Source organism: Hyphomicrobium sp. DMF-1, from assembly GCF_027886585.1.
GTDB classification, from domain to species: Bacteria; Pseudomonadota; Alphaproteobacteria; order Rhizobiales; family Hyphomicrobiaceae; genus Hyphomicrobium_C; species Hyphomicrobium_C zavarzinii.
Map to the genome: position 1 here is coordinate 1,505,888 of NZ_CP115706.1, position 20,156 is coordinate 1,526,043.

The 20,156-nt window shown below is 64.1% G+C and carries 19 protein-coding genes; all 19 read left to right on the forward strand.

Annotated elements, in window-relative coordinates; all coding sequences use genetic code 11:
* Positions 1–180: 180 nt before the first annotated feature.
* On the forward strand, positions 181–693 hold the full coding sequence (locus PE058_RS06750) for a universal stress protein (RefSeq protein ID WP_020087621.1): 513 nt from the start codon (positions 181–183) through the stop codon (positions 691–693).
* Between the two features lie 176 nt (positions 694–869).
* Positions 870–1,424 carry a NifU family protein gene (locus tag PE058_RS06755; RefSeq protein WP_020087622.1) on the forward strand — a complete coding sequence of 185 codons (555 nt, stop codon included), beginning with the start codon at positions 870–872 and terminating at the stop codon, positions 1,422–1,424.
* 99 nt (positions 1,425–1,523) lie between these two features.
* Positions 1,524–2,114 carry a malonic semialdehyde reductase gene (locus tag PE058_RS06760; protein WP_020087623.1) on the forward strand — a complete coding sequence of 197 codons (591 nt, stop codon included), beginning with the start codon at positions 1,524–1,526 and terminating at the stop codon, positions 2,112–2,114.
* A 103-nt stretch (positions 2,115–2,217) separates the two neighbouring features.
* Positions 2,218–2,940, forward strand: a complete 723-nt coding sequence (gene tsaB / locus PE058_RS06765) for a tRNA (adenosine(37)-N6)-threonylcarbamoyltransferase complex dimerization subunit type 1 TsaB (protein WP_271030190.1) — start codon at positions 2,218–2,220, stop codon at positions 2,938–2,940.
* Complete coding sequence (rimI, locus tag PE058_RS06770) at positions 2,937–3,422, forward strand: ribosomal protein S18-alanine N-acetyltransferase (protein WP_020087625.1); 486 nt, start codon at positions 2,937–2,939, stop codon at positions 3,420–3,422. The genes tsaB and rimI overlap by 4 nt, the downstream gene beginning before the upstream one ends.
* 118 nt (positions 3,423–3,540) lie before the next feature.
* Positions 3,541–3,993, forward strand: coding sequence for a Fur family transcriptional regulator (locus PE058_RS06775; RefSeq protein WP_271030191.1), 453 nt, complete (start codon positions 3,541–3,543; stop codon positions 3,991–3,993).
* Positions 3,994–4,042: 49 nt separating this feature from the next.
* Entirely contained in the window at positions 4,043–4,930 is an 888-nt protein-coding gene (locus PE058_RS06780) for a lysophospholipid acyltransferase family protein (RefSeq protein WP_020087627.1), read from the forward strand.
* A gap of 250 nt (positions 4,931–5,180) precedes the next feature.
* On the forward strand, positions 5,181–6,596 hold the full coding sequence (miaB, locus tag PE058_RS06785) for a tRNA (N6-isopentenyl adenosine(37)-C2)-methylthiotransferase MiaB (protein WP_442908677.1): 1,416 nt from the start codon (positions 5,181–5,183) through the stop codon (positions 6,594–6,596).
* A gap of 344 nt (positions 6,597–6,940) precedes the next feature.
* Positions 6,941–7,915: a PhoH family protein gene (locus tag PE058_RS06790; RefSeq protein WP_245257717.1), complete on the forward strand. Its 975-nt coding sequence runs from the start codon at positions 6,941–6,943 to the stop codon at positions 7,913–7,915.
* Positions 7,916–7,917: 2 nt separating this feature from the next.
* Entirely contained in the window at positions 7,918–8,475 is a 558-nt protein-coding gene (gene ybeY / locus PE058_RS06795; RefSeq protein ID WP_271030192.1) for an rRNA maturation RNase YbeY, read from the forward strand.
* A complete protein-coding gene (locus tag PE058_RS06800) occupies positions 8,465–9,514 on the forward strand; it encodes a CBS domain-containing protein (RefSeq protein ID WP_156827555.1) in 1,050 nt (349 codons plus the stop codon). The genes ybeY and PE058_RS06800 overlap by 11 nt, the downstream gene beginning before the upstream one ends.
* A gap of 5 nt (positions 9,515–9,519) precedes the next feature.
* The gene (lnt, locus tag PE058_RS06805; RefSeq protein ID WP_271030193.1) at positions 9,520–11,175 is read left to right on the forward strand and encodes an apolipoprotein N-acyltransferase; all 1,656 of its coding nucleotides are present in this window, start codon (positions 9,520–9,522) and stop codon (positions 11,173–11,175) included.
* A 202-nt stretch (positions 11,176–11,377) separates the two neighbouring features.
* A complete protein-coding gene (locus PE058_RS06810; RefSeq protein ID WP_020087633.1) occupies positions 11,378–11,839 on the forward strand; it encodes a helix-turn-helix domain-containing protein in 462 nt (153 codons plus the stop codon).
* A 266-nt stretch (positions 11,840–12,105) separates the two neighbouring features.
* On the forward strand, positions 12,106–13,308 hold the full coding sequence (gene metK, locus PE058_RS06815) for a methionine adenosyltransferase (RefSeq protein WP_020087634.1): 1,203 nt from the start codon (positions 12,106–12,108) through the stop codon (positions 13,306–13,308).
* Positions 13,309–13,374: 66 nt separating this feature from the next.
* Positions 13,375–14,088, forward strand: coding sequence for a tRNA (guanine(46)-N(7))-methyltransferase TrmB (gene trmB, locus PE058_RS06820; protein WP_271030194.1), 714 nt, complete (start codon positions 13,375–13,377; stop codon positions 14,086–14,088).
* Positions 14,089–14,286: 198 nt separating this feature from the next.
* On the forward strand, positions 14,287–14,913 hold the full coding sequence (rimP, locus tag PE058_RS06825) for a ribosome maturation factor RimP (RefSeq protein ID WP_020087636.1): 627 nt from the start codon (positions 14,287–14,289) through the stop codon (positions 14,911–14,913).
* Positions 14,914–14,915: 2 nt separating this feature from the next.
* Entirely contained in the window at positions 14,916–16,547 is a 1,632-nt protein-coding gene (nusA, locus tag PE058_RS06830; RefSeq protein ID WP_020087637.1) for a transcription termination factor NusA, read from the forward strand.
* Between the two features lie 42 nt (positions 16,548–16,589).
* The gene (locus PE058_RS06835; protein WP_271030195.1) at positions 16,590–17,273 is read left to right on the forward strand and encodes an RNA-binding protein; all 684 of its coding nucleotides are present in this window, start codon (positions 16,590–16,592) and stop codon (positions 17,271–17,273) included.
* Between the two features lie 11 nt (positions 17,274–17,284).
* Positions 17,285–20,062, forward strand: a complete 2,778-nt coding sequence (gene infB, locus PE058_RS06840; RefSeq protein WP_271030196.1) for a translation initiation factor IF-2 — start codon at positions 17,285–17,287, stop codon at positions 20,060–20,062.
* Positions 20,063–20,156: the final 94 nt, after the last annotated feature.

Consider the following 20,156-nt stretch of genomic DNA (forward strand, 5'->3'; position numbering starts at 1 on the left):
GACGTATCCGGACCCCGGCCTCCGCTGGGTGACGGCATGTTTGTTATCCGCCTGCCTCAGACTCGACGTCCCCACACGCAGGTCGGGGTCCAGACATCTGCATCAGGACTGCTTGTGCTCCAAGGTGTCCGGCCCACGCGCCTGTTGTGAAGTCCGGAATCGCATGGCAGCATCGCGTCCATGACGCCCGCATATCGCAAACGCCGCTCCTTCGAGGCTGGCCACACCCGGAAGTTCCTGCTCGTCGTTGACGACAGCCCGGAGGTGGAGCGCGCACTCTATTATGCGGCGGCGCGCGTCGTGCGATCATCCGGGCAGATCCTCATGCTGTACGTGATCGAGCCGCAGGACTTCCAGCATTGGGCGGGCGTGCGGCAGGTGCAGATCGAGGAGGAGACAGTGAAAGCGCGGGCGCTGTTCCGCCTGTTTCGCCGGAAGCTGCACCAGGTGGGGTTCGAGAACATCGTCTGCGAGGAGCTGGTGCGCGAAGGCCTCAAGGGCGAGGAGATCATGAAGACCATCGCCGAAGACGAGGATGTTTCCATCCTCGTGCTGGGGGCCTCGACAGACCCCAAGGGGCCAGGGCCGCTAGTGTCGACGCTGGCAGCAGGCACGGCGGCCGGATCGTTTCCGATCCCCATCACCGTGGTTCCCGGCAACCTCGATTTCGAGGATATCGTGGCCCTGGCTTGAAGCAGCGGCCCGCGCCGATAGATCGCGCCCTGATTTGATCAGGTTCCTTGTGAAATCTCCGATGCCAGGGCTAGACAATTAGGGACGCCTGGCTTATTTGCTAGAATAATTCTAAAGATGGGGCGTGTGAGGGCGGCGCTATGGAGCTGCCTGCACGGTTTGCGAGGAGACACGACATGTTCATTCAGACCGAGGCAACGCCGAACCCCCAGACGTTGAAGTTCATCCCCGGCAAGCCCGTGCTGGAGGACGGCACCGCCGATTTCCGGGCCAAGCGCGACGCCGGCTCCTCGCCGCTCGCCAAGCGCCTGTTCGACATCGAGGGCGTGTCGGGTGTGTTTCTCGGCTCGGATTTCATCTCGGTGACGAAGAATGATGCCGAGTGGCAGCATTTGAAGCCCATGATCCTCGGCGCGATCATGGAGCACTACATGTCGGGCGCAAACATCGTCGACGGCGATGGCGCGAACGACACGGCGGATGGCGCTTATGACGCCAAGGACGCCGATGTGGTGGCGACCATCAAGGAGCTGCTCGAGACGCGGGTGCGTCCGGCCGTGGCGCAAGATGGCGGCGATATCACCTTCGCCGGTTTCCGCGATGGCATCGTCTATCTGCATATGCGTGGCGCCTGCTCGGGCTGTCCCAGCTCCACGGCCACGTTGCGGCACGGCATCGAGAACCTGTTGCGGCATTTCTGCCCTGAGGTGGAAGAAGTCCAGGCCGTGTGATCCCGGTTTTCTCGGAACCCCGCCTTCCCGGCGGGGTTCTTTCTTTTTGCGCCTACTCCGCGTTCCCGCCAGCTTTTCCAGCCTTCAGGATTTCCCGCTATGGCGTTCTCCCTCGACGAAGCCTCTCTTTCACAGCTCTTTCTTGCCGCGCGGACCCACAGCGTGTGGCAGGACAAACCGGTTCCGGACGAGCTGCTCGTCGAAATCATTGATCTCATGAAGCTCGGCCCGACGAGCGCCAACTGCTCGCCGGCGCGGATCGTGTTCGTGAAGTCGCAGGAGGCCAAGGCGCGGCTCAAGCCGCTTCTTTCGGAAGGCAACCGCGACAAGACGATGAAGGCGCCCGTGACGGCAATCATCGGCTACGATCTCAAGTTCTATGACGAGCTGCCGCGTCTCTTTCCGCATACGGACGCGCGCTCCTGGTTCACGGGAAAGCCGGAGCACATCCGCGAAACCGCTTTCCGCAACGGGTCGCTGCAGGGTGCGTATCTGATCATGGCCGCGCGCGCCGTGGGGCTCGATTGCGGTCCGATGTCGGGCTTCGATCAGGCGGGTGTGACGCGCGAGTTCTTCGCGGGGACGGAGGTGGTCGCGAATTTCCTCTGCAATCTCGGCTACGGCGACGCCTCGGCTCTGCGTCCGCGTTCGCCACGTCTTGCGTTCGAGGAGCTCGCGAAAATCATCTAAGGCATTTCGGGCTGCGATTGCCGAGTGATCCTGCTTTCGATGCAAGCCGGATAGATTAAAAAACTTTCGTTGCGCGAGCCGCTTCAGGGTATAGGCTCGAAGCATGAACATGCTCGCTTTCGATACCTGTTTCGGCGCCTGCTCGGTGGCGGCCACGTGGAGCGTGCCGCATAGCGGCGCGGGCTCGTCGCGTCGCTGTGCCTTCCGGTTCGAACGTCTCGAGCGCGGGCACGCCGAGCGGCTGATGCCGATGATCTCCGAAGTGATGGCGGAGGCCCCGTTCGGGTTCGACGCGCTCGACCGAATCGTAGTGACGGTCGGGCCGGGTACGTTCACCGGCCAGCGCGTCGGTATCGGCACGGCGCGTGCGCTGGCGCTTGCAAGCGGTGCTCAGGTGGTGTCGCTTTCGAGCCTTGCCGTGCTGGCCTATACTGCTGCGGCCAAGCTTGGCGCGATGGAGGCGTCCGGCAAAGTGCTGGCGGCCGCCGTGGATGCGCGGCGCGGGGAAATCTATTTCCAGGCGTTCGCCGCGGGTACTCTGGCGCCGATCGGCGAGCCGTCTCTCGTCACGCCGGAGACTGCGGTTTCGCTCCTCGGCACGATGGATACGATCGCAGCCGGATCGGGTGCAGAGGCGGTGGCCGCCGCTGCGCGTGCCTGCGAGGGAGCGCGTGTCGCGGCATATCCCGGCGCGCTCGAACCCGATGTGCAGTTCATTCCCGAAGCTGCCGTTCTCGGCGCACCAACCGGCTTGCCACGCCCCCTTTATCTGAGGCCGCCGGATGCGAAGCCGCAGGACGGGTTTTCGCTCAAGAGAGTATCATGACCAACGGAGCGCCGCTCGATCCGAAGTACGTCTCGCTGCTGTGGGCTGGGCCCGAACAAGCCGCCGAGATAGCGCGGCTTCACGCGGAGCTGTTCTCGCCCCCGTGGTCGGAGGACAGCGTGCGTTCACTGCTCGATCATCCCGCGTCGACGGCGTTCATGGCTATGGTGGGCGGAGCGCCCAAAGTGTGCGTGGGGTTCGTAATGGCCCAGCTCGCCGCGGATGAAGCGGAAATTCTCAGCATCGGCGTGTCGCCTGCCTGGCAGCGGAAGGGATTGGGGCGCCGGCTGCTCGATGGCGTGGCGCGGGCCGCGCAGCGGGCCGAGGCCAAGAAGCTCTTTCTCGAGGTGGCGGCCGACAACGACGCCGCGCTGGAGCTTTACCGGAGGGCGGGGTTCCTCGGAACGGGGTTGAGGCGGGGCTACTACGAGCGTCCCGGCGCGCAAGCAGTGGATGCGGTGACGTTAGCACTAAGGCTTTAGACGGCCTTGTGGAATCCCCTATTATAATCCAGTAGACCAAAGAGATTCGCGCTGCTCTCGCGTAGGTTCCGGTCGGACTTCGGAGGAGCGCATCCGATCATTGCTCGGGATATGCGCCATGCCGGTCTCGAAAAACGATAGCCTCTCGCGGCTAGAGGTGTTGTGCGCGGAGCATGGACTTCGCATGACGGGCCAGCGCCGGGTCATTGCCCGCGTGCTCTCCGAGGCGCGTGATCACCCTGACGTCGAGGAACTGCACCGGCGCGCTCATCTGGTCGATTCTCACATCTCGCTTTCGACCGTCTACCGGACGGTCAATCTTCTCGAGAAGAAGGGTATTCTCGAACGGCATGCGTTCGGGCGCGGACGCGGGCGCTACGAGGAGGCGTCGCCAGACCATCACGACCATCTGATAGACATTGCGACCGGCCGCGTAATCGAGTTCCACAGCGAGGAAATCGAGAAGCTGCAGGAAAAGATCGCGCGGGAGCTCGGCTACGTGCTGGTCGGGCATCGGCTGGAGCTCTACGGCGAGCCGATTGACAAGAAGAAGTCGCCGCGCAAGGGCTAACGCGGGCTCGGCTGGGGATCGCCGCATCGCGCCGACCAAGGTTTCGAGTATGGGAACGTTCAGAGCCACATCCATTCTTGCGGGATTTTTCGCGCTCACCGTGCCGTTGATGCCGATCCAGGCGGCGCTTCTCCGCGTGTCTCCGGCGCGCGCCCGCAGGTTTCCACACTGGTATCACCGGCAGGTGTGCCGGCTGATGGGTGTGCGCCTTTCCATCGAAGGCGAGGTGGCCAAAGACAAGCCGGTGCTGCTCATCTCCAACCACACTTCGTGGCTCGACATCTCGGTGCTCTCGGCCGTCGCGCCGGTCTCGTTCGTGGCGAAGAAAGACGTCTCGCGGTGGCCGTTCGTCTCCACGCTCGCGCGGCTGCAGCGATCGGTGTTCGTCGATCGCGAGCGTCGCACAGCGGTGGGCGAGACGACGAACGAGATCATGGGCCGCCTCGCCATGGGTGATACGGTGGTGCTGTTCGCGGAGGGCACGTCGAGCGACGGAAACCGGGTGTTGCCCTTCAAGACCTCGCTGTTCGCCGCCGCGAAACCTCCCGCGAAGGCAGGCGCGGCCTCTGCGGCGACGCCGGACGTGGTGGTGCAGACCCTGTCGCTCGTCTACACGCGGCTGCATGGCGTGCCGATGAACCGTGCCGCACGCCCGATCGTCGGCTGGTACGGCGACATGGAGATGCAGAGCCACGCGTGGGAGCTGCTCAAGGCGGGGCCGCTGGATGTGCGCATTCGCATCGGCAAGCCGATCCCGCTCGAAAGCTTCGCCGACCGGAAAGATCTCGCGCGGCGGAGCGAGGACGAGATCCGCCAGAACGTCGTAGGTCTGTTGCGCAACTATCCGGCGGATGCGCCGATCGCCGTCACGACCCCCGTGGCGGAGGCGCGCACCGCGAGCCGTCCCGCCAAGAGCGGTGACACGCTGTTTCGTTGAGGGATGCGGCAGAGACCGGGCGTTTTGCAGTTAGGTTTAACGGGCCGCGAGTTTGGGTCAGGTCTTTGATGCAACGTAATATTTCCGTGCCTGTTCGTGCAAAATCCGGTGACTATGTTTGTGCGCCGCACTGGACAAGACACCCCCGCAATGCTGCAATGCGGTGACGTGGGGATGTGGCCCAGATGAATTTGTGATACCCGCTGTGCACGCGTTCAATTCGAGCCGCGCCTGCTATCCGGAAAGCCCCGTGGACGATTTCGAAACATCGCTTCTCGACGAGACGCCGCTCCAGTCGCGGCACAGCGAGCCGGATGCTACGCTTGCGGCGAAGCGTGTCTTCATCAAGACATTCGGTTGTCAGATGAACGTCTACGACTCCGAGCGCATGAGCGAGGCGCTTCAGGCCGAGGGTTATGTCGAGACCAGCGACGCGTCGGAAGCCGATCTCGCCATTCTCAACACCTGTCACATCCGTGAGAAGGCGGCAGAGAAGGTTTATTCGGATCTGGGGCGCCTGCGCGACATCAAGCGTGATCGCGCGAAGGGCGGCAAGGACACGCTGATCACGGTGGCGGGCTGCGTCGCCCAGGCGGAGGGCGAGGAGATCGTGCGCCGCGCCCCGGCCGTGGATCTCGTGCTCGGCTCTCAGAGCTATCACCGTTTGCCGGAGCTTCTCGCGCGTCTCAGGAACGGCGAGAGCGCGCTGGTCGAGACGGCGTTTCCGGACGAGGATAAATTCCAGGCGCTGCCTGATCGTAAGCCCGCGAAAGCGGCGTCCGCTTTTCTCACCGTGCAGGAAGGCTGCGACAAGTTCTGCACGTTCTGCGTGGTGCCTTATACCCGCGGCATGGAATTCTCGCGGCCGGTGTCCTCTCTCGTAGAGGAGGCACGCCGCCTCGTCGCGCGCGGCGTGCGCGAGGTTACGCTGCTCGGGCAGAACGTGAACGGCTATCATGGCGATGGACCGGACGGGCGGGCGACGACGCTTGCGGGCCTCGTTCGTCATCTGGCCGCGATCGACGGCTTGGATCGCATCCGCTATATGACCAGCCATCCGCGCGACATGAGCGATGATCTGATCGCCGCCCATCGCGACGAGGAAAAGCTGATGCCCTATCTGCATCTGCCTTTCCAGGCCGGATCGGACCGCGTGCTGGCCGCGATGAACAGGAAGCACACGGGCGCCGATTACATGCGGCTGATCGAGCGCATCCGCGAGGCGCGCCCCGATATCGCGCTCTCGACCGACATCATCGTCGGGTTTCCGGGTGAGACGGACGAGGATTTCGAGGCGACGCTGACGTTGGTCAAGGAAGTCGGGTTCGCGCACGCGTACTCTTTCAAGTACAGCCCGCGCCCCGGAACGCCGGCCTCGAAGATGGAAGGGCAGGTGGCCGAGGGCGTGAAGCGCGAGCGGCTCGAACGCCTGCAGGCGGCGATCGACGAGGGCCACAGCCGCTTCAACCGCGCGACAGTCGGCAGGACGCTGCCGGTTCTGTTCGAGAAGACCGGGCGGCGCGACGGCCAGCTCGTGGGGCGTTCCCCTTATCTCCAGCTGGTGCACGCTGATGCGCAGCCGGATCTGATCGGCCGGATTATCGACGTGGAGATCCAGGCTGCCGGGGCGAACAGCCTTTCCGGTGTCATACGCGGATCCAAATAGGCCTGTTAACCGTTCCGCGGTTGGCAGGGGCGTTGATTCGACGCCCGTCTTGCCTATTCTAGAGCACGTTCTCCTCTGGCCGGGTTCTCACCACCGCATGCGAGCGCACAAAAGGTTCCTGTTCGAAAGTCCGATCAGCGCAGCTCATCGGATCGAGGCCGCTCGCCTCGGCGGCGTTCCGGCTCTAGGCTCAAGGGAAGGAGTCGCGATTCGGCTCCGGTCAGGGCTTTGATTGATCGTGCTGCGCAACGGACAACAGGCTTCCCGTCACTGGGAAGCGCTTCTCTTAGGAGACGAGGCGATTGACAGCAGTTCGCGGCCAGACGGCCATAGGTCGACGGCGAGTGGCTAAATCCCCAATTCCCAACAAGAGAGTGGTCGTCCCGTTCGAGGATAACCGACATCTCACCCGCCTCCTTGGCGAGTTCGACGCCAATCTGGCTCTCGTGGAGGACCGTCTCGGCATCGAGGCGCACGCCCACGGAAATGTCGTCATTCTGAACGGTTCAGAGGCGGCGTGCGAAATTGCGCGCGGCGTGCTGGAACAGCTTTACGAGCGCGTGACGAAGGGAGAGCATGTGGGACCGGGCGATTTCGACGGGCTGATCCGACACTCCCGCCAGCAGGATGCTCCCTCCGACGGGCAGGGGCAGATCGCGACGCGGCGGCGTGTCGTGAAGGCGCGCACGCCGGCGCAGAGCACCTACATTCGTGCGCTCGAGAAAACCGATCTCGTGTTCGGCATCGGCCCGGCGGGCACCGGCAAGACCTATCTTGCGGTCGCGTTCGCTGCGCAGTGCCTCGAGCGCGGGCTCGTGGAGCGCATCATTCTCTCGCGTCCGGCGGTGGAAGCCGGCGAGCGTCTGGGCTTTCTGCCAGGCGACATGCGCGAGAAGGTTGATCCCTACTTGCGTCCGCTCTATGACGCGCTTTACGACGTGCTGCCACCCGAAAAGGTCGAGCGGGACCTCGAGCAGGGCGTGATCGAGATTGCGCCGCTCGCGTTCATGCGCGGGCGCACGCTCGCCAATGCGTTCGTCATTCTGGACGAAGCGCAGAATACGACGAGCATGCAGATGAAGATGTTTTTGACCCGCCTCGGCGAAGGCTCGAAGATGGTCATCACCGGCGATCCTTCGCAGATCGATTTGCCTCCGGGTATGACCTCGGGGCTCGAGGAGGCGGTGCGCCTGCTCACGGATGTTTCCGGCATTACGGCCGTGCGTTTCTCCAGCGTCGATGTGGTGCGTCGCGACCTCGTGGCGAAGATCGTCGAGGCTTATGATCGTGCCGGTCCTGCCGGGACGAGGAAGCCTTAGACATGCCCGACGATCCGGACAGTCGAAGTCTGAGCGAGGGGAGCCCTGCGGCGCCCCTCTGGCTCAGCCTCGACATCCTCCACGAAGCAGGCGACTGGTCGCGGATCGGCGACCGGGATCGCCTGATCGCTGCCGCGGGCCGCGCGCTCGCCTCCTATCCTCTCTTCGCGGACGAGCCCAAAGCCGAAGCGTGCGTCGCGCTCAGTGACGACGGGACGGTGCGCGATCTCAACGCGCGTTTCCGCGGCAAGGACAAGCCCACGAACGTGCTGTCGTTCCCGGCTCTCAAGGGGCCTCAAGAGGAAAGCGCGCCTCAACTGGGTGACATCATCCTGGCGCAGGAAACGATCGAGCGGGAGGCGGCCGAGCAAGGCGTGACGCCCGCGCATCATCTTCAACACCTCGTCGTGCACGGCCTGCTTCACCTTCTCGGATTTGATCACGAGACGGAGGAGGAGGCTCAGGAAATGGAGGGCATCGAAATCGAGGTTCTCGCGGGACTCGGCATTGCCAATCCCTATGCAGGCGACGAGGTAACTCCAGCAACCCATGACCAGTGACGACGACCAGATGGACGATGTGAGTCTCGACCGAGAGCGGCCTACCATGCGCGAGAGCGCGAGCGGATGGCTTCATCATCTCTGGACCCGGCTAGGGCTTTCAGAGCAGCCGACGCTGCGCGACAAGCTCGAGGTTCTGCTCAAGGAAGAAGCCAAGGTCACCGGCGGCTTCTCGCCGGAAGAGCGCATGATGCTGTCGGGCCTTCTGCGGTTCGGCGCGTCGCGCGTCGACGAGATCATGGTGCCGCGGGCGGACATCATCGCCATCGAGGAGATGGAGCCGCTTGGCGAGCTCGTGCGCCTGTTCGAGGAGGCGGGCGTTTCGCGCATTCCGATCTTCCACGAGACGCTCGACGATCCGCGCGGGATGATCCACATCAAGGATCTGTTCCGGTGGATCTCGGCGGAGGTGGCGGGGCGTGCGCTGAGGGAGCCGAGCAAGCAGCGTCCCGGCCAGGCTGACACCGTCAAAGCGGACGGAGAGAGCCGGCTCGCCGGCGGCAAGCCCGATCTCAGCCGCATCGATCTCACGCGGCCTATTGCCGTTCTGAAATTGAGGAAGCCGGTCCTCTACGTTCCCCCGTCCATGCCCGCGATGAACCTGCTCGTGCGCATGCAGGCGACGCGCATTCACATGGCTCTCATCGTCGACGAGTACGGCGGCACAGATGGTCTCGTGACGATCGAGGATCTGGTCGAGCAGATCGTGGGCGATATCGAGGACGAGCACGACGAGGAGGAGGCCGATCTGATCGCTGTCGATCCCAAGCTTGGGCTCGTCGCGTCGGGACGCGCGCCGGTGAAGGAGCTCGAAACCCGGCTCGGGATCAAGCTGCTCAAGGCCGAAGAGGAGGCCGACATCGATACGCTGGGCGGGCTCGTGTTCGCGATCGTGGGCCGCGTGCCTGCGCGCGGCGAGCTGATCCGCCATGCCTCGGGTGTGGAGTTCGAGGTGCTCGACGCCGATCCGCGCCGGGTCAAGCGGCTCAAGATCCACGTGCCGCACGCGGATGCGGCGGACAGCGGCGTGTCCGGCTGACCTCGATGAGGGACGTGCGAGACCGCCTCGGCGAGTGGCAGCACGCGGTGAGGACGGCGCGGGGCTGGCGCCGCCATGCGATCGCCTTTGCGGCGGGTGCGCTTGCAAACCTGGCGATGGCGCCGTTTCTTTTCGCGCCCATCCTGTTTCTCTCACTTCCCGTTCTCGTCTGGCTGATCGACGACGCGGCGGCGCGGCCGGGCGTGCGTGAGGAGGGGATGAGATCCGCTGCCATCTCGGGATGGTGGTTCGGATTCGGCTATTTTCTTTTCGGCCTATTCTGGATCGGGGAAGCATTTCTGGTGGAGGCCGACAAGTTCGGCTGGTTGCTGCCGTTCGCGGTGACGCTGATGCCCGCGGGCCTTGCGTTGTTCTGGGCGGCGGCGGCGGCACTCTCCGTTCTGCCGTGGCGCCCGGGATTTCAGCGGCTGCTCGTACTCGCCCTCATGCTCGCCGGTTTCGAATGGCTTCGCGGGCATGTGCTCACGGGATTTCCGTGGAACGTGCTGGGCTATGCGCTCACGGGGCCGTCGGTGTTCCTGCAGAGCGCGGGGCTTCTCGGCATCTACGGGCTGACCTTGATTGCGGTGCCGATCTTCGGCGCGCCGCTCGTGATGATGGGCGATGTTTCGGCTGGGGCTGCGCGGCGGCGCGCCGGGCTCCGCGCGGCGCTCGTTGTCGCTGCTCCGCTGCTTCTGCTGGCGGGCTATGGCATCGCTCGGATCGAGACCGCTCCAACGGGACACGTGGACGGCGTCAAGATCCGCATCGTGCAGCCGAGTATTCCGCAACGCGAGAAGTGGCTGCCCGAGAAGCAGGGCGCTATCTTTCAGGAGCATCTCGATCTCTCCGTCAGAACCGCGGCGGGAGAGCGGGACGATCTTGCCGGCATCACGCATGTGGTGTGGCCCGAGGCGGCGATGCCATTTCTGCCGCTGGAGCATCCCGAAGCGCTGGAGGCGATCGGTGCGACGTTGCCGGAAGGCGTCATGCTGCTGACGGGCGCGTTGCGGCGTGAGCCCGCTGCTGCTCCGGATGGCATGGCCGCTCCGCAGGCTTATCGCGCATTCAATAGCCTGATGGTGTTCGACAGCGGCGGCGCGTTGCACAGCGTCTACGACAAGACCCATCTTGTTCCGTTCGGAGAGTATCTGCCATGGCAAGCCGCGCTCGAGGCGGTCGGGCTCGAGCAACTTACGCGGATGCGGGGTGGGTTTACCGAGGGTGTTATCCCGAGACCGACGCTTGCCGTGCCGAGGCTTCCGCCGGTGGGTAGTCTTATCTGCTACGAGGCGATTTTTCCGGGTGTCGGTGCGGCGAGTCGGGCGCGTCCGGGTTTGCTTCTGAACGTCACGAACGATGGGTGGTTCGGCAACACCACGGGGCCGCGGCAGCATTTTCATCAAGCACGGGTCCGGGCGGTAGAAGAGGGCCTGACGCTGGTCAGGGTGGCGAACAACGGCATTTCAGCGGTCGTCGGACCAACCGGAAAGATTGTAGTCATGCTCGGTATAAACGTGAAAGGAAGTGCAAGTTCATTACTTCCAATATCTCATAGCCCGCCCGCGTATGCAGTGTGGGGAGATGGCGTTTTTCTGCTCGCTGGCGTGTTGTTCGCTGCTACACTTTTTATTTTGAGGATAAGAAATCATTCCACGTAATGCTTGATGGTCAGTAGGCGAATCCTTAAAGCTGCTATCTGAAGTGCACAAATCTCGCCCATCAATTGTTTTTTTGTATCCGTCTCAATCAAAAGTACTTGATGCAAAGTTCTTTCATGACCGTCAAGATTGACCCGGCTGCGCGAGTTCCATAGGCAAGAGGCGAGCCGAAACGGTCGAGTTGGGTACGGAGCAAAAAAGAATGTCCAAAGACGAAGCAATCGACGAAGAGGTCGATACCGAGCGTGGCTCGCGCAAGCCAAACCCGATCGATGCGCATGTTGGAACTCGTGTCCGACTTCGCAGAATGTTGCTTGGAATGAGCCAGGAGAAGCTCGGCGAGCACCTTGGACTTACCTTCCAGCAAGTTCAGAAGTACGAGAAGGGTGTCAATCGCATCGGCGCGAGCCGGCTGTTCGATTTGGCGCGCGTGCTCGGCGTGCCAGTGCAATTCTTTTATGACGAGGCGCCGGCGGAGCTGGTGGAAACCTCGCTCGCTCCGGGGTTCGCTGAACGGCCGACAGAAAGCTATGTCGTCGAATTTCTTTCGACCCGCGAGGGTCTTGAGCTGAACAAGGCTTTCGTGAAGATCACCGATCCGCGCGTTCGCCGCTCAGTGGTGGAGCTAGTTCGCTCGCTCGGTGGCGAGGAAAACGTCGACTAATTGTAGTCATCCCGTCATGGGGACGTGCGAGCCAATGCGCGGCGCCTGCGGGCCGTCCGCTCGGGGTGCGGCGAAGCGCCGTCGCTCTTGACCGGACTCGGTAAAAGCTGCAAGACACGGCCCGAATTCTCTGAAGTGCTTTGACTTGTCCTGCCCCGCTTAGGATCAAGCACTTTAGGTTCTTTGTTTGTCACATTTTCTACGATGCAACGCTGATCACTTCGTCGGAAAATGTTCCAGCTTTAGCGCGAGATCGAGGGGATCCAGTGGCACGCCAGTCATTCCTGTTCACGAGCGAATCCGTTTCCGAGGGGCATCCGGACAAGGTCTGCGACCGGATCTCGGATGAGATCGTCGACCTCTTCTATCGTGAAGGTGCGAGCGCGGGCGTTGATCCCTGGATCATCCGCGCGGCCTGCGAGACGCTTGCCACCACCAACCAGGTGGTCATCGCCGGCGAGACGCGCGGCCCCGAGACGGTGACGAAGGATTGGATTGCGCATACGGCGCGGATGGCGATCCGCGACATCGGCTACGAGCAGGACGGCTTCCACTGGGACAAGGCCGACATCAAGGTTCTGCTCCATCCGCAGTCTGCCGACATCGCGCAGGGTGTCGATGCGCAGCAGCCGACCAACCAGGAAGAAGGCGCGGGCGACCAGGGCATCATGTTCGGCTACGCCTGCCGCGAGACGCCTGAGCTGATGCCGGCGCCGATCTACTACAGCCACAAGATTCTCGAGGACCTGGCCAAGGCCCGCAAGGCGAAGAGCGGGGATGCGGCGAAGCTCGGCCCCGACTCCAAGAGCCAGGTGACCGTGCGCTACGAGAACGGCAAGCCTGTCGGCGTGACGCAGATCGTGGTGTCTCATCAGCATATCGTCGAGGATCTTTCCTCGCGCCAGGTGCGCGATATCGTCGAGCCGTTCGTGCGCGCGGCGCTGCCGGAGGGCTGGATCGGCAAGGATACGGTCTGGCACATCAATCCCACCGGCAAGTTCTTCATCGGCGGTCCCGATGGCGACACCGGCCTAACCGGCCGAAAGATCATCGTGGACACCTACGGCGGCGCGGCGCCCCACGGCGGCGGCGCGTTCTCGGGCAAGGATTCGACCAAGGTTGATCGCTCGGCGGCTTATGCTGCGCGTTATCTCGCGAAGAACGTCGTTGCGGCCGGTCTTGCGGACCGCTGCACCATCCAGCTTTCCTACGCCATCGGCGTGGCGCGTCCGCTCTCGATCTACGTGGACACGCACGGCACGGGCAAGGTGGAAGAGGCGGCCATCGAGGCTGCGCTCGCCAAGTCGATGGATCTCACGCCGCGCGGCATTCGCCAGCATCTCGATCTCAACAAGCCGATCTTCGCACGCACGTCGGCCTATGGTCATTTTGGCCGCAAGCCGGACAACGACGGCGGCTTCTCCTGGGAGAAGGACGATCTGGTCGAGACCATCAAGAAGGCCGTTTGAGATCTGGAACCGAGTTGTTGCGAACGGCCGCAGGTGTGCGGCCGTTTGTTTTTTGAGGACGGGCACGTGAATCCGGCTGACGGTAAGCAGGGCGGGGCGCATTCGACGGAGTTGAGGTCGTTCGGGCGGCGGCGGGGGCGCAAGCTCAGCCCGCGTCAGGGGCAGCTCATGAGCGATCTGCTGCCGCGCGTGGGCGTGGATCTCACGCAGGGGGCGCCCGCGGACGCTCGTCAGCTCTTCGGGCCGGCCGCGTCGGCCGTGTGGCTCGAGATCGGATTCGGCGGGTCGGAGCATCTCATCTGGCAGGCCCGCCATCATCCGGATGTCGGTCTCATCGGGTGCGAGCCGTTCGAGGAAGGCATGGTCAAGGCTTTGACGGCCATCGACGAGGGGCACCTCGGAAATGTGCGCCTTTGGGGCGACGACGTGCGGCCGCTGCTGCGCTGGTTGCCGGAAGCCTCGATCTCGCGCGTGTTCATGCTGTTTCCCGATCCGTGGCCGAAGAAGCGGCATCACAAGCGCCGTCTGTTCTCCGTCGAGCTGTTGCGCCAACTCGCGCGCGTGATGAAGCCCGGGGCCGAGCTGAGGCTTGGAACGGACATAGGAGATTATGCGCGCACTGCGCTGCTGGCGGTGGCTCAGACCCCCGAATTTCGCTGGACTGCGGACTGCGCGGAGGATTGGCGGGTGCGTCTCGACGACTGGCCCGCCACGCGATACGAGGCCAAAGCAGGCCGAGAAGGTCGGCGCTGCTATTTCTTCCGCTTTTCCCGAGTTTGACTCGAAACTGTTAGCCAAACTCCCGGTTGGCTTTTGTTCCGGGCCTGAAAACCCCAGGAAACACGCTTGCAAGGGGTGTCATAGTCACGTATTATTCGCTTGCTCATGATCATCTCAACTTTGAGAGTGGGCCCCTCAAGGGTCCGCTCTTTTTGTTTTGGCAGCGCCCGTTGCCGCGGCGGCCGGAATTCACTAGGTATGCAAAGTTCGAACGAGGTCGCGTCTCGCGATCGCTTTATTCTGGAAACCGGTCTCGCATCGGATGTTGCGGTGCTTGTCGAGCCCGTGCTCGAGAGCCTCGGTTTTCGCCTTGTTCGCATCGAGATTTCCGGGCGCGACGGCAAGACCCTGCAGATCATGGCAGAGCGCCCCGACGGATCGATCACGATCGAAGACTGCGAGGCGATCTCGCGGGCCGTTTCGCCGCTGCTCGACGTGCAGGATATCGTCAGCGACAGCTACCGGCTCGAGATCTCGTCGCCGGGCATCGACCGGCCGCTGGTGAGACCGTCCGATTTCGTGGACTGGGCTGGCTCGGAGGCCAAGATCGAGCTCAAGGCGCCGATCGACGGACGCAAGCGCTTTCGCGGCATCCTCGAAGGGTTCGAGGACGGCGAGGTGCTGATAGAGGCCGACCTCGGCGAGGACGGCCACAAGGTTATCGGACTTGCAGTCGGGCTTATCGCCAGTGCCCGGCTGGTGCTGACGGACGAGCTCATTCGGGAAGCCCTGAGCCGGGCCAAGGCCAAAGGTAAAGGACAGCTCGGAGACGGCGTCGAAGCCGATCCGGACGATTTGAAGACCGACGACGTGGAGGGTCTCTGAAGATGGCAGGCGTTGCAGGCATTAGCGCCAACAGGCTCGAGCTTCTGCAAATTGCGGACGCTGTCGCGCGGGAAAAGACGATCGACCGCAAGATCGTGATCCAGGCCATGGAAGACGCGATCCAGAAGGCCGCGAAATCGCGCTATGGCGCGGAGAACGACATTCGCTGCGAGATCGACCCAAAGACGGGCGAGACGCGGCTTTCGCGCGTGCTGGCCGTCGTCGATGCGGTCGAGAACGAGGCGACGCAGATCACGCTGGACGACGCCAAGCGCCGCAACCCGGAAGCCAAGCTCGGCGACCTCATCGCAGAGAGCCTGCCGCCGCTCGATTTCGGCCGCGTGGCCGCGCAGAACGCCAAGCAGGTCATCGTGCAGAAGGTGCGCGAAGCGGAGCGCGACCGGCAGTTCGGCGAATACAAGGATCGCATCGGCGAGATCGTGAACGGCACCGTGAAGCGCGCCGAATACGGCAACGTCATCGTGGATCTCGGACGCGCGGAAGGCATCATCCGCCGCGATGAGATGATCCCGCGCGAGAACGTGCGCTACGGCGATCGCATCCGCGCCTACATCTACGACGTGCGCCGCGAGCAGCGCGGTCCGCAGATCTTCCTGTCGCGCGCGCGGCCCGAGTTCATGAGCAAGCTCTTCGCGCAGGAAGTGCCGGAAATCTACGACGGCGTGGTGGAGATCAAGTCGGTCGCCCGCGATCCCGGCTCGCGCGCCAAGATCGCCGTCATCAGCCGCGACAGCTCGATCGATCCGGTCGGTGCGTGCGTCGGTATGCGCGGCGCCCGCGTGCAGGCGGTCGTCAATGAGCTGCAGGGCGAGAAGGTCGACATCATCCAGTGGAACCCGGATGCGGCGAGCTTCATCGTCAATGCGCTTGCGCCGGCGGAAGTCTCGAAGGTGGTGCTGGACGAAGATTCCAACCGCATCGAGGTGGTGGTGCCGGAGAGCCAGCTTTCGCTGGCCATCGGACGGCGCGGCCAGAACGTGCGGCTTGCTTCGCAGCTCACGGGCTGGGACATCGACATTCTGACCGAGCAGGAAGAGAGCGAGCGGCGCCAGAAGGAATTCGCAGAGCGCTCGCAGGCGTTCATGGATGCGCTCGACGTGGACGAGGTCATCGCCCAGCTTCTCGTGACCGAAGGCTTCGCCTCGGTGGAGGAAGTCGCCTACGTGGATCTGTCGGAGATCGCTCACATCGAGGGCTTCGACGAGAACACGGCTGGCGAGATCCAGACGCGTGCGCGTGAGTATCTCGAAAAGCAGGAAGCCGAGCGTGATGCCCGCCGCCGGGAACTCGGCGTTTCCGACGACCTTTCGAAGGTCGAGGGCGTGACGACGGCGATGCTCGTCGCTTTCGGCGAGAACGGCATCAAGACGCTCGAGGATCTCGCGGACTGCGCGACGGACGACCTCGTCGGCTGGACCGAGCGCTCGAAGGACAAGGACGTGGAGCCGGTGCGGCACAAGGGCGTGCTCGACGGCTTCGAGGTGGGCCGCAAGGAGGCCGAGGATCTGATCCTTGGCGCGCGCGTGCTCGCTGGCTGGATCACGCCTGAGGAAGCGACGGCTCCGGAAGACGAGGCAGGTTCGGACGAGTCCGAAGCTGCTTCGGAAGCTTAAGGCCGTGACACGCCGCAGACCAGTTTTGGAGGACTTGGGGCATTGGCAGACCGCCGCCGCCAGCACGACGATGCCGAGCCTGCCGTGGATGGACACGGCGGGGAGCGTCTGTGCGCGGCCACGCGGGAGGCGCTGAGCCCCGACCACCTGATCCGTTTCGTCGCAGATCCCTCAGGGGACATCGTTCCGGATCTCGCGCGGCGTCTGCCCGGCCGCGGGGTTTGGGTCAAGGCGGACAAGGCGGTGCTCGAGCGCGCCGTCAAAGCCAACGTGTTTGCCAAGAGCCTCAAGCGTCATGTCAAGGCCGATCCGGCCTTGCCGGAGCGCGTAGAGCACCTGCTGGAAAAGCGGGTGCTGGAGGCGCTGGCGCTCGCCAACAAGGCAGGGCTGGTTACGGCCGGTTTTCAGCAGGTTGACGAGCTTTTGGAAGGTGGGACGACGGCCGTCCTGGTGCAGGCTTCGGATGCCGCCGACGGCGGGAGGGAGCGGTTGCAGCGCAAATATGCTGCAGTTGCGCGCGCCCGTGGCAAGGAAGCCTCTTTGGTAACCAGTCTATCGACAGAACAATTGAGCTTGGCCATGGGGCGGTCAAATGTGGTACATGCTGCCCTCATACAAGGCGGAGCCGCTGAGCGGTTTTATGACGAGGCCGAGCGGCTTAGGCGCTACCGGTCCGGCATCGGTGCATCCGATCGGCCGGAAAGTGCTCGTGAATTAAAGGTTTGAACGGATATCGAATGAGCGAAACCAAGGACACTGCCGATAAGACGCTGGCTGGGGGCGGACGCAAACCGCTATCGCTTCAGCGCACCGTTGAATCGGGCCACGTCCGGCAGAGCTTCAGTCATGGACGCTCCAAGTCCGTGGTTGTGGAAAAGCGCAAGACCCGCAAGCTGGCCGCGCCGGGCGCGCAGCCCGAGGCCGCGCCGGCTGCCCCGCAGGCGGCGCCTCCCAAGGTCGAAGCGAAGGCTCCGCCAAAGGCTCCGGTCCGCGCCGAGTCGCGGGCTGATGCCGGTAAGGGTGATCTTCTGAGGCCGGAAGAGCGCGACGCCCGTGCGCGCGCTCTCGCGGAGGCCCGCAAGCAGGCTGTCGAGGATGCGCAGCGCGCCGAAGAGCAGCGCGCGGCCGAGGCCAAGCGCGCCGCCGAAGCGGCTGCTGCCGCTCCGCCGCCTCCTGCTGCCGCTCCGCCCGCTGCCGAGGTTGCTCCTCCTGCAGCCGAGCCCCAGCGTCCTCAGCCGGTTGCTCAGCAGGCGAGCCCTGCTGCACGCGCCGAGCCGCCGGCACGCCCGGCAGCACCGGCTTCCGAGCGCTCCGCTTCGCGCCCGCACGGCGCGGAAGGCGGGCGTCCGGCTTCGTCGCGTCCGCGTCCGACGAGCTACGACACGCGTTTTGCTCCCCGTGAGGGCGGCCGTCCGAAGCAGATCGAGCTGCCCCGCCCCGCGAGTGCGGCACCGCCCGCCGATCGTGGCGGCGGCGCAGAGCCCACCAAGCTCGTGAGGAAAGACGACGCGCGTCCGCGTCCCGTCGCCGTCGAGACGGCGGACGACGAGGAGAGCCGCGCCATCAAGCGCGGCGGCAAGGTCGTCCGCGTGCCGGTCAAGGCTCCGTCTGTCGACGAGAAGCGCGAGCGCGGCAAGCTCACCATCAACAATGCGCTCGACGAGCAGCAGCGGGAGCGTTCACTGGCGTCGCTCAAGCGCAAGCGCGAGCGCGAGAAGCTGAAAGCCATGGGCATTCAGCAGCCCAGGGACAAGATCGTGCGCGAAGTCGTCATTCCTGAAGCCATCACCATCCAGGAACTCTCCAACCGCATGACGGAGCGCGCCGTCGACCTCATCAAGTTCCTGATGAAGCAAGGCGCGATGCACAAGATCACCGACGTGATCGATGCGGATACGGCAGAGCTCATCGTCTCGGAATTCGGGCACACGGCAAAGCGTGTTTCGGAAGCCGACGTTGAATCGGGCTTCATCGGCGAGAAGGATGCCGAGGAGGCGCAGCAGCCGCGCGCGCCCGTGGTCACCATCATGGGCCACGTCGACCACGGCAAGACGTCGCTTCTCGACGCTATCCGCCAGACCAACGTGGTCGCGGGCGAGGCCGGCGGCATCACGCAGCATATCGGCGCCTATCAGGTGACGACGCCCTCGGGCGCGAAGGTGACCTTCATCGATACGCCGGGCCACGCCGCCTTTACGGCCATGCGTGCCCGCGGCGCCAAGGTGACCGATATCGTGGTGCTGGTGGTTGCAGCCGACGACGGCGTGATGCCTCAGACGGTGGAAGCCATCAATCACGCCAAGGCCGCGAACGTGCCGATCATCGTGGCGATCAACAAGATCGACAAGCCGGCAGCCGAGCCCAAGCGCGTGCAGACCGATCTCCTCTCGCATGAGATCGTGGTCGAGAGCATGGGCGGCGAGACGCTGGAGGTGCCGGTCTCGGCGCTGAAGCGGACCAACCTCGACAAGCTGCTCGAGACGATCCACCTGCAGGCGGAAGTTCTCGACCTCAAGGCGAACCCCGACCGCTCGGCGGAAGGCGTCGTGATCGAGGCGAAGCTCGAGCGCGGACGCGGCCCGGTGGGCACGGTTCTCGTTCAGCGCGGCACGCTCAATGTCGGCGACATCGTCGTGGCCGGCATGGCGTGGGGACGCGTGCGCGCCCTCATCGACGACCAGGGCAAGAACGTCAACAGCGCCGGACCTTCGGTTCCGGTCGAGATCCTGGGCTTCAACTCGGCTCCCGAGGCGGGCGATCAGATCGCCGTGGTGGAGAACGAGGCGCGTGCCCGCGAGATCACCGACTACCGTATCCGCAAGCGCCGCGAGACGCTTGGCTCGGCCGGTACGCCGCGCACGCTCGAGCAGATGATGCAGACGCTGAAGGACTCGGCGGGCAAGAAGGACTTCACGCTCGTCATCAAGGGCGACGTGCAGGGCTCGGTGGAAGCCATCGCCGGCGCGCTGAAGAAGCTCGGCACCGACGAGGTCGAGGCGCGCGTCGTGCATTCGGGTGTCGGCGGCATCACGGAGTCGGACATCGCGCTCGCGGCGGCTTCGAAGGCCGTCGTCGTCGGCTTCAACGTGCGTGCCAACACGCAGGCGAAGCAGACAGCCGACTCGCAGGGCATCGAGATCCGCTACTACAGCATCATCTACGATCTCGTGGATGACGTTAAGGCGGCCATGTCCGGCCTGCTGGCGCCGACGCTGCGCGAGAACTTCCTCGGCTACGCCTCGATCAAGCAGGTGTTCAACATCTCGAAGGTCGGCAAGGTTGCCGGCTGCCTCGTGACGGAAGGCAAGGTGGAGCGCGGCGCGAAGGTGCGTCTGCTCCGCGACAAGGTCGTCATTCACGAGGGCACGCTCTCGATGCTCAAGCGCTTCAAGGACGATGTCCGCGAGGTGCCCGCTGGCCAGGAGTGCGGCATGGCGTTCGCGAATTACCAGGATATCCGCGAGGGCGACGAGATCGAGTGCTTCCAGGTGGAGACGATCAAGAGAAGTCTCTAGGCCGCTCATGCGCGCTGTTCCGATCGCTCGAAAAGAGCGATCGGAAGCGCTCCGCGAGGCGCGACATTCGTCGCGAGTCGCCTTGCTCCCGGGC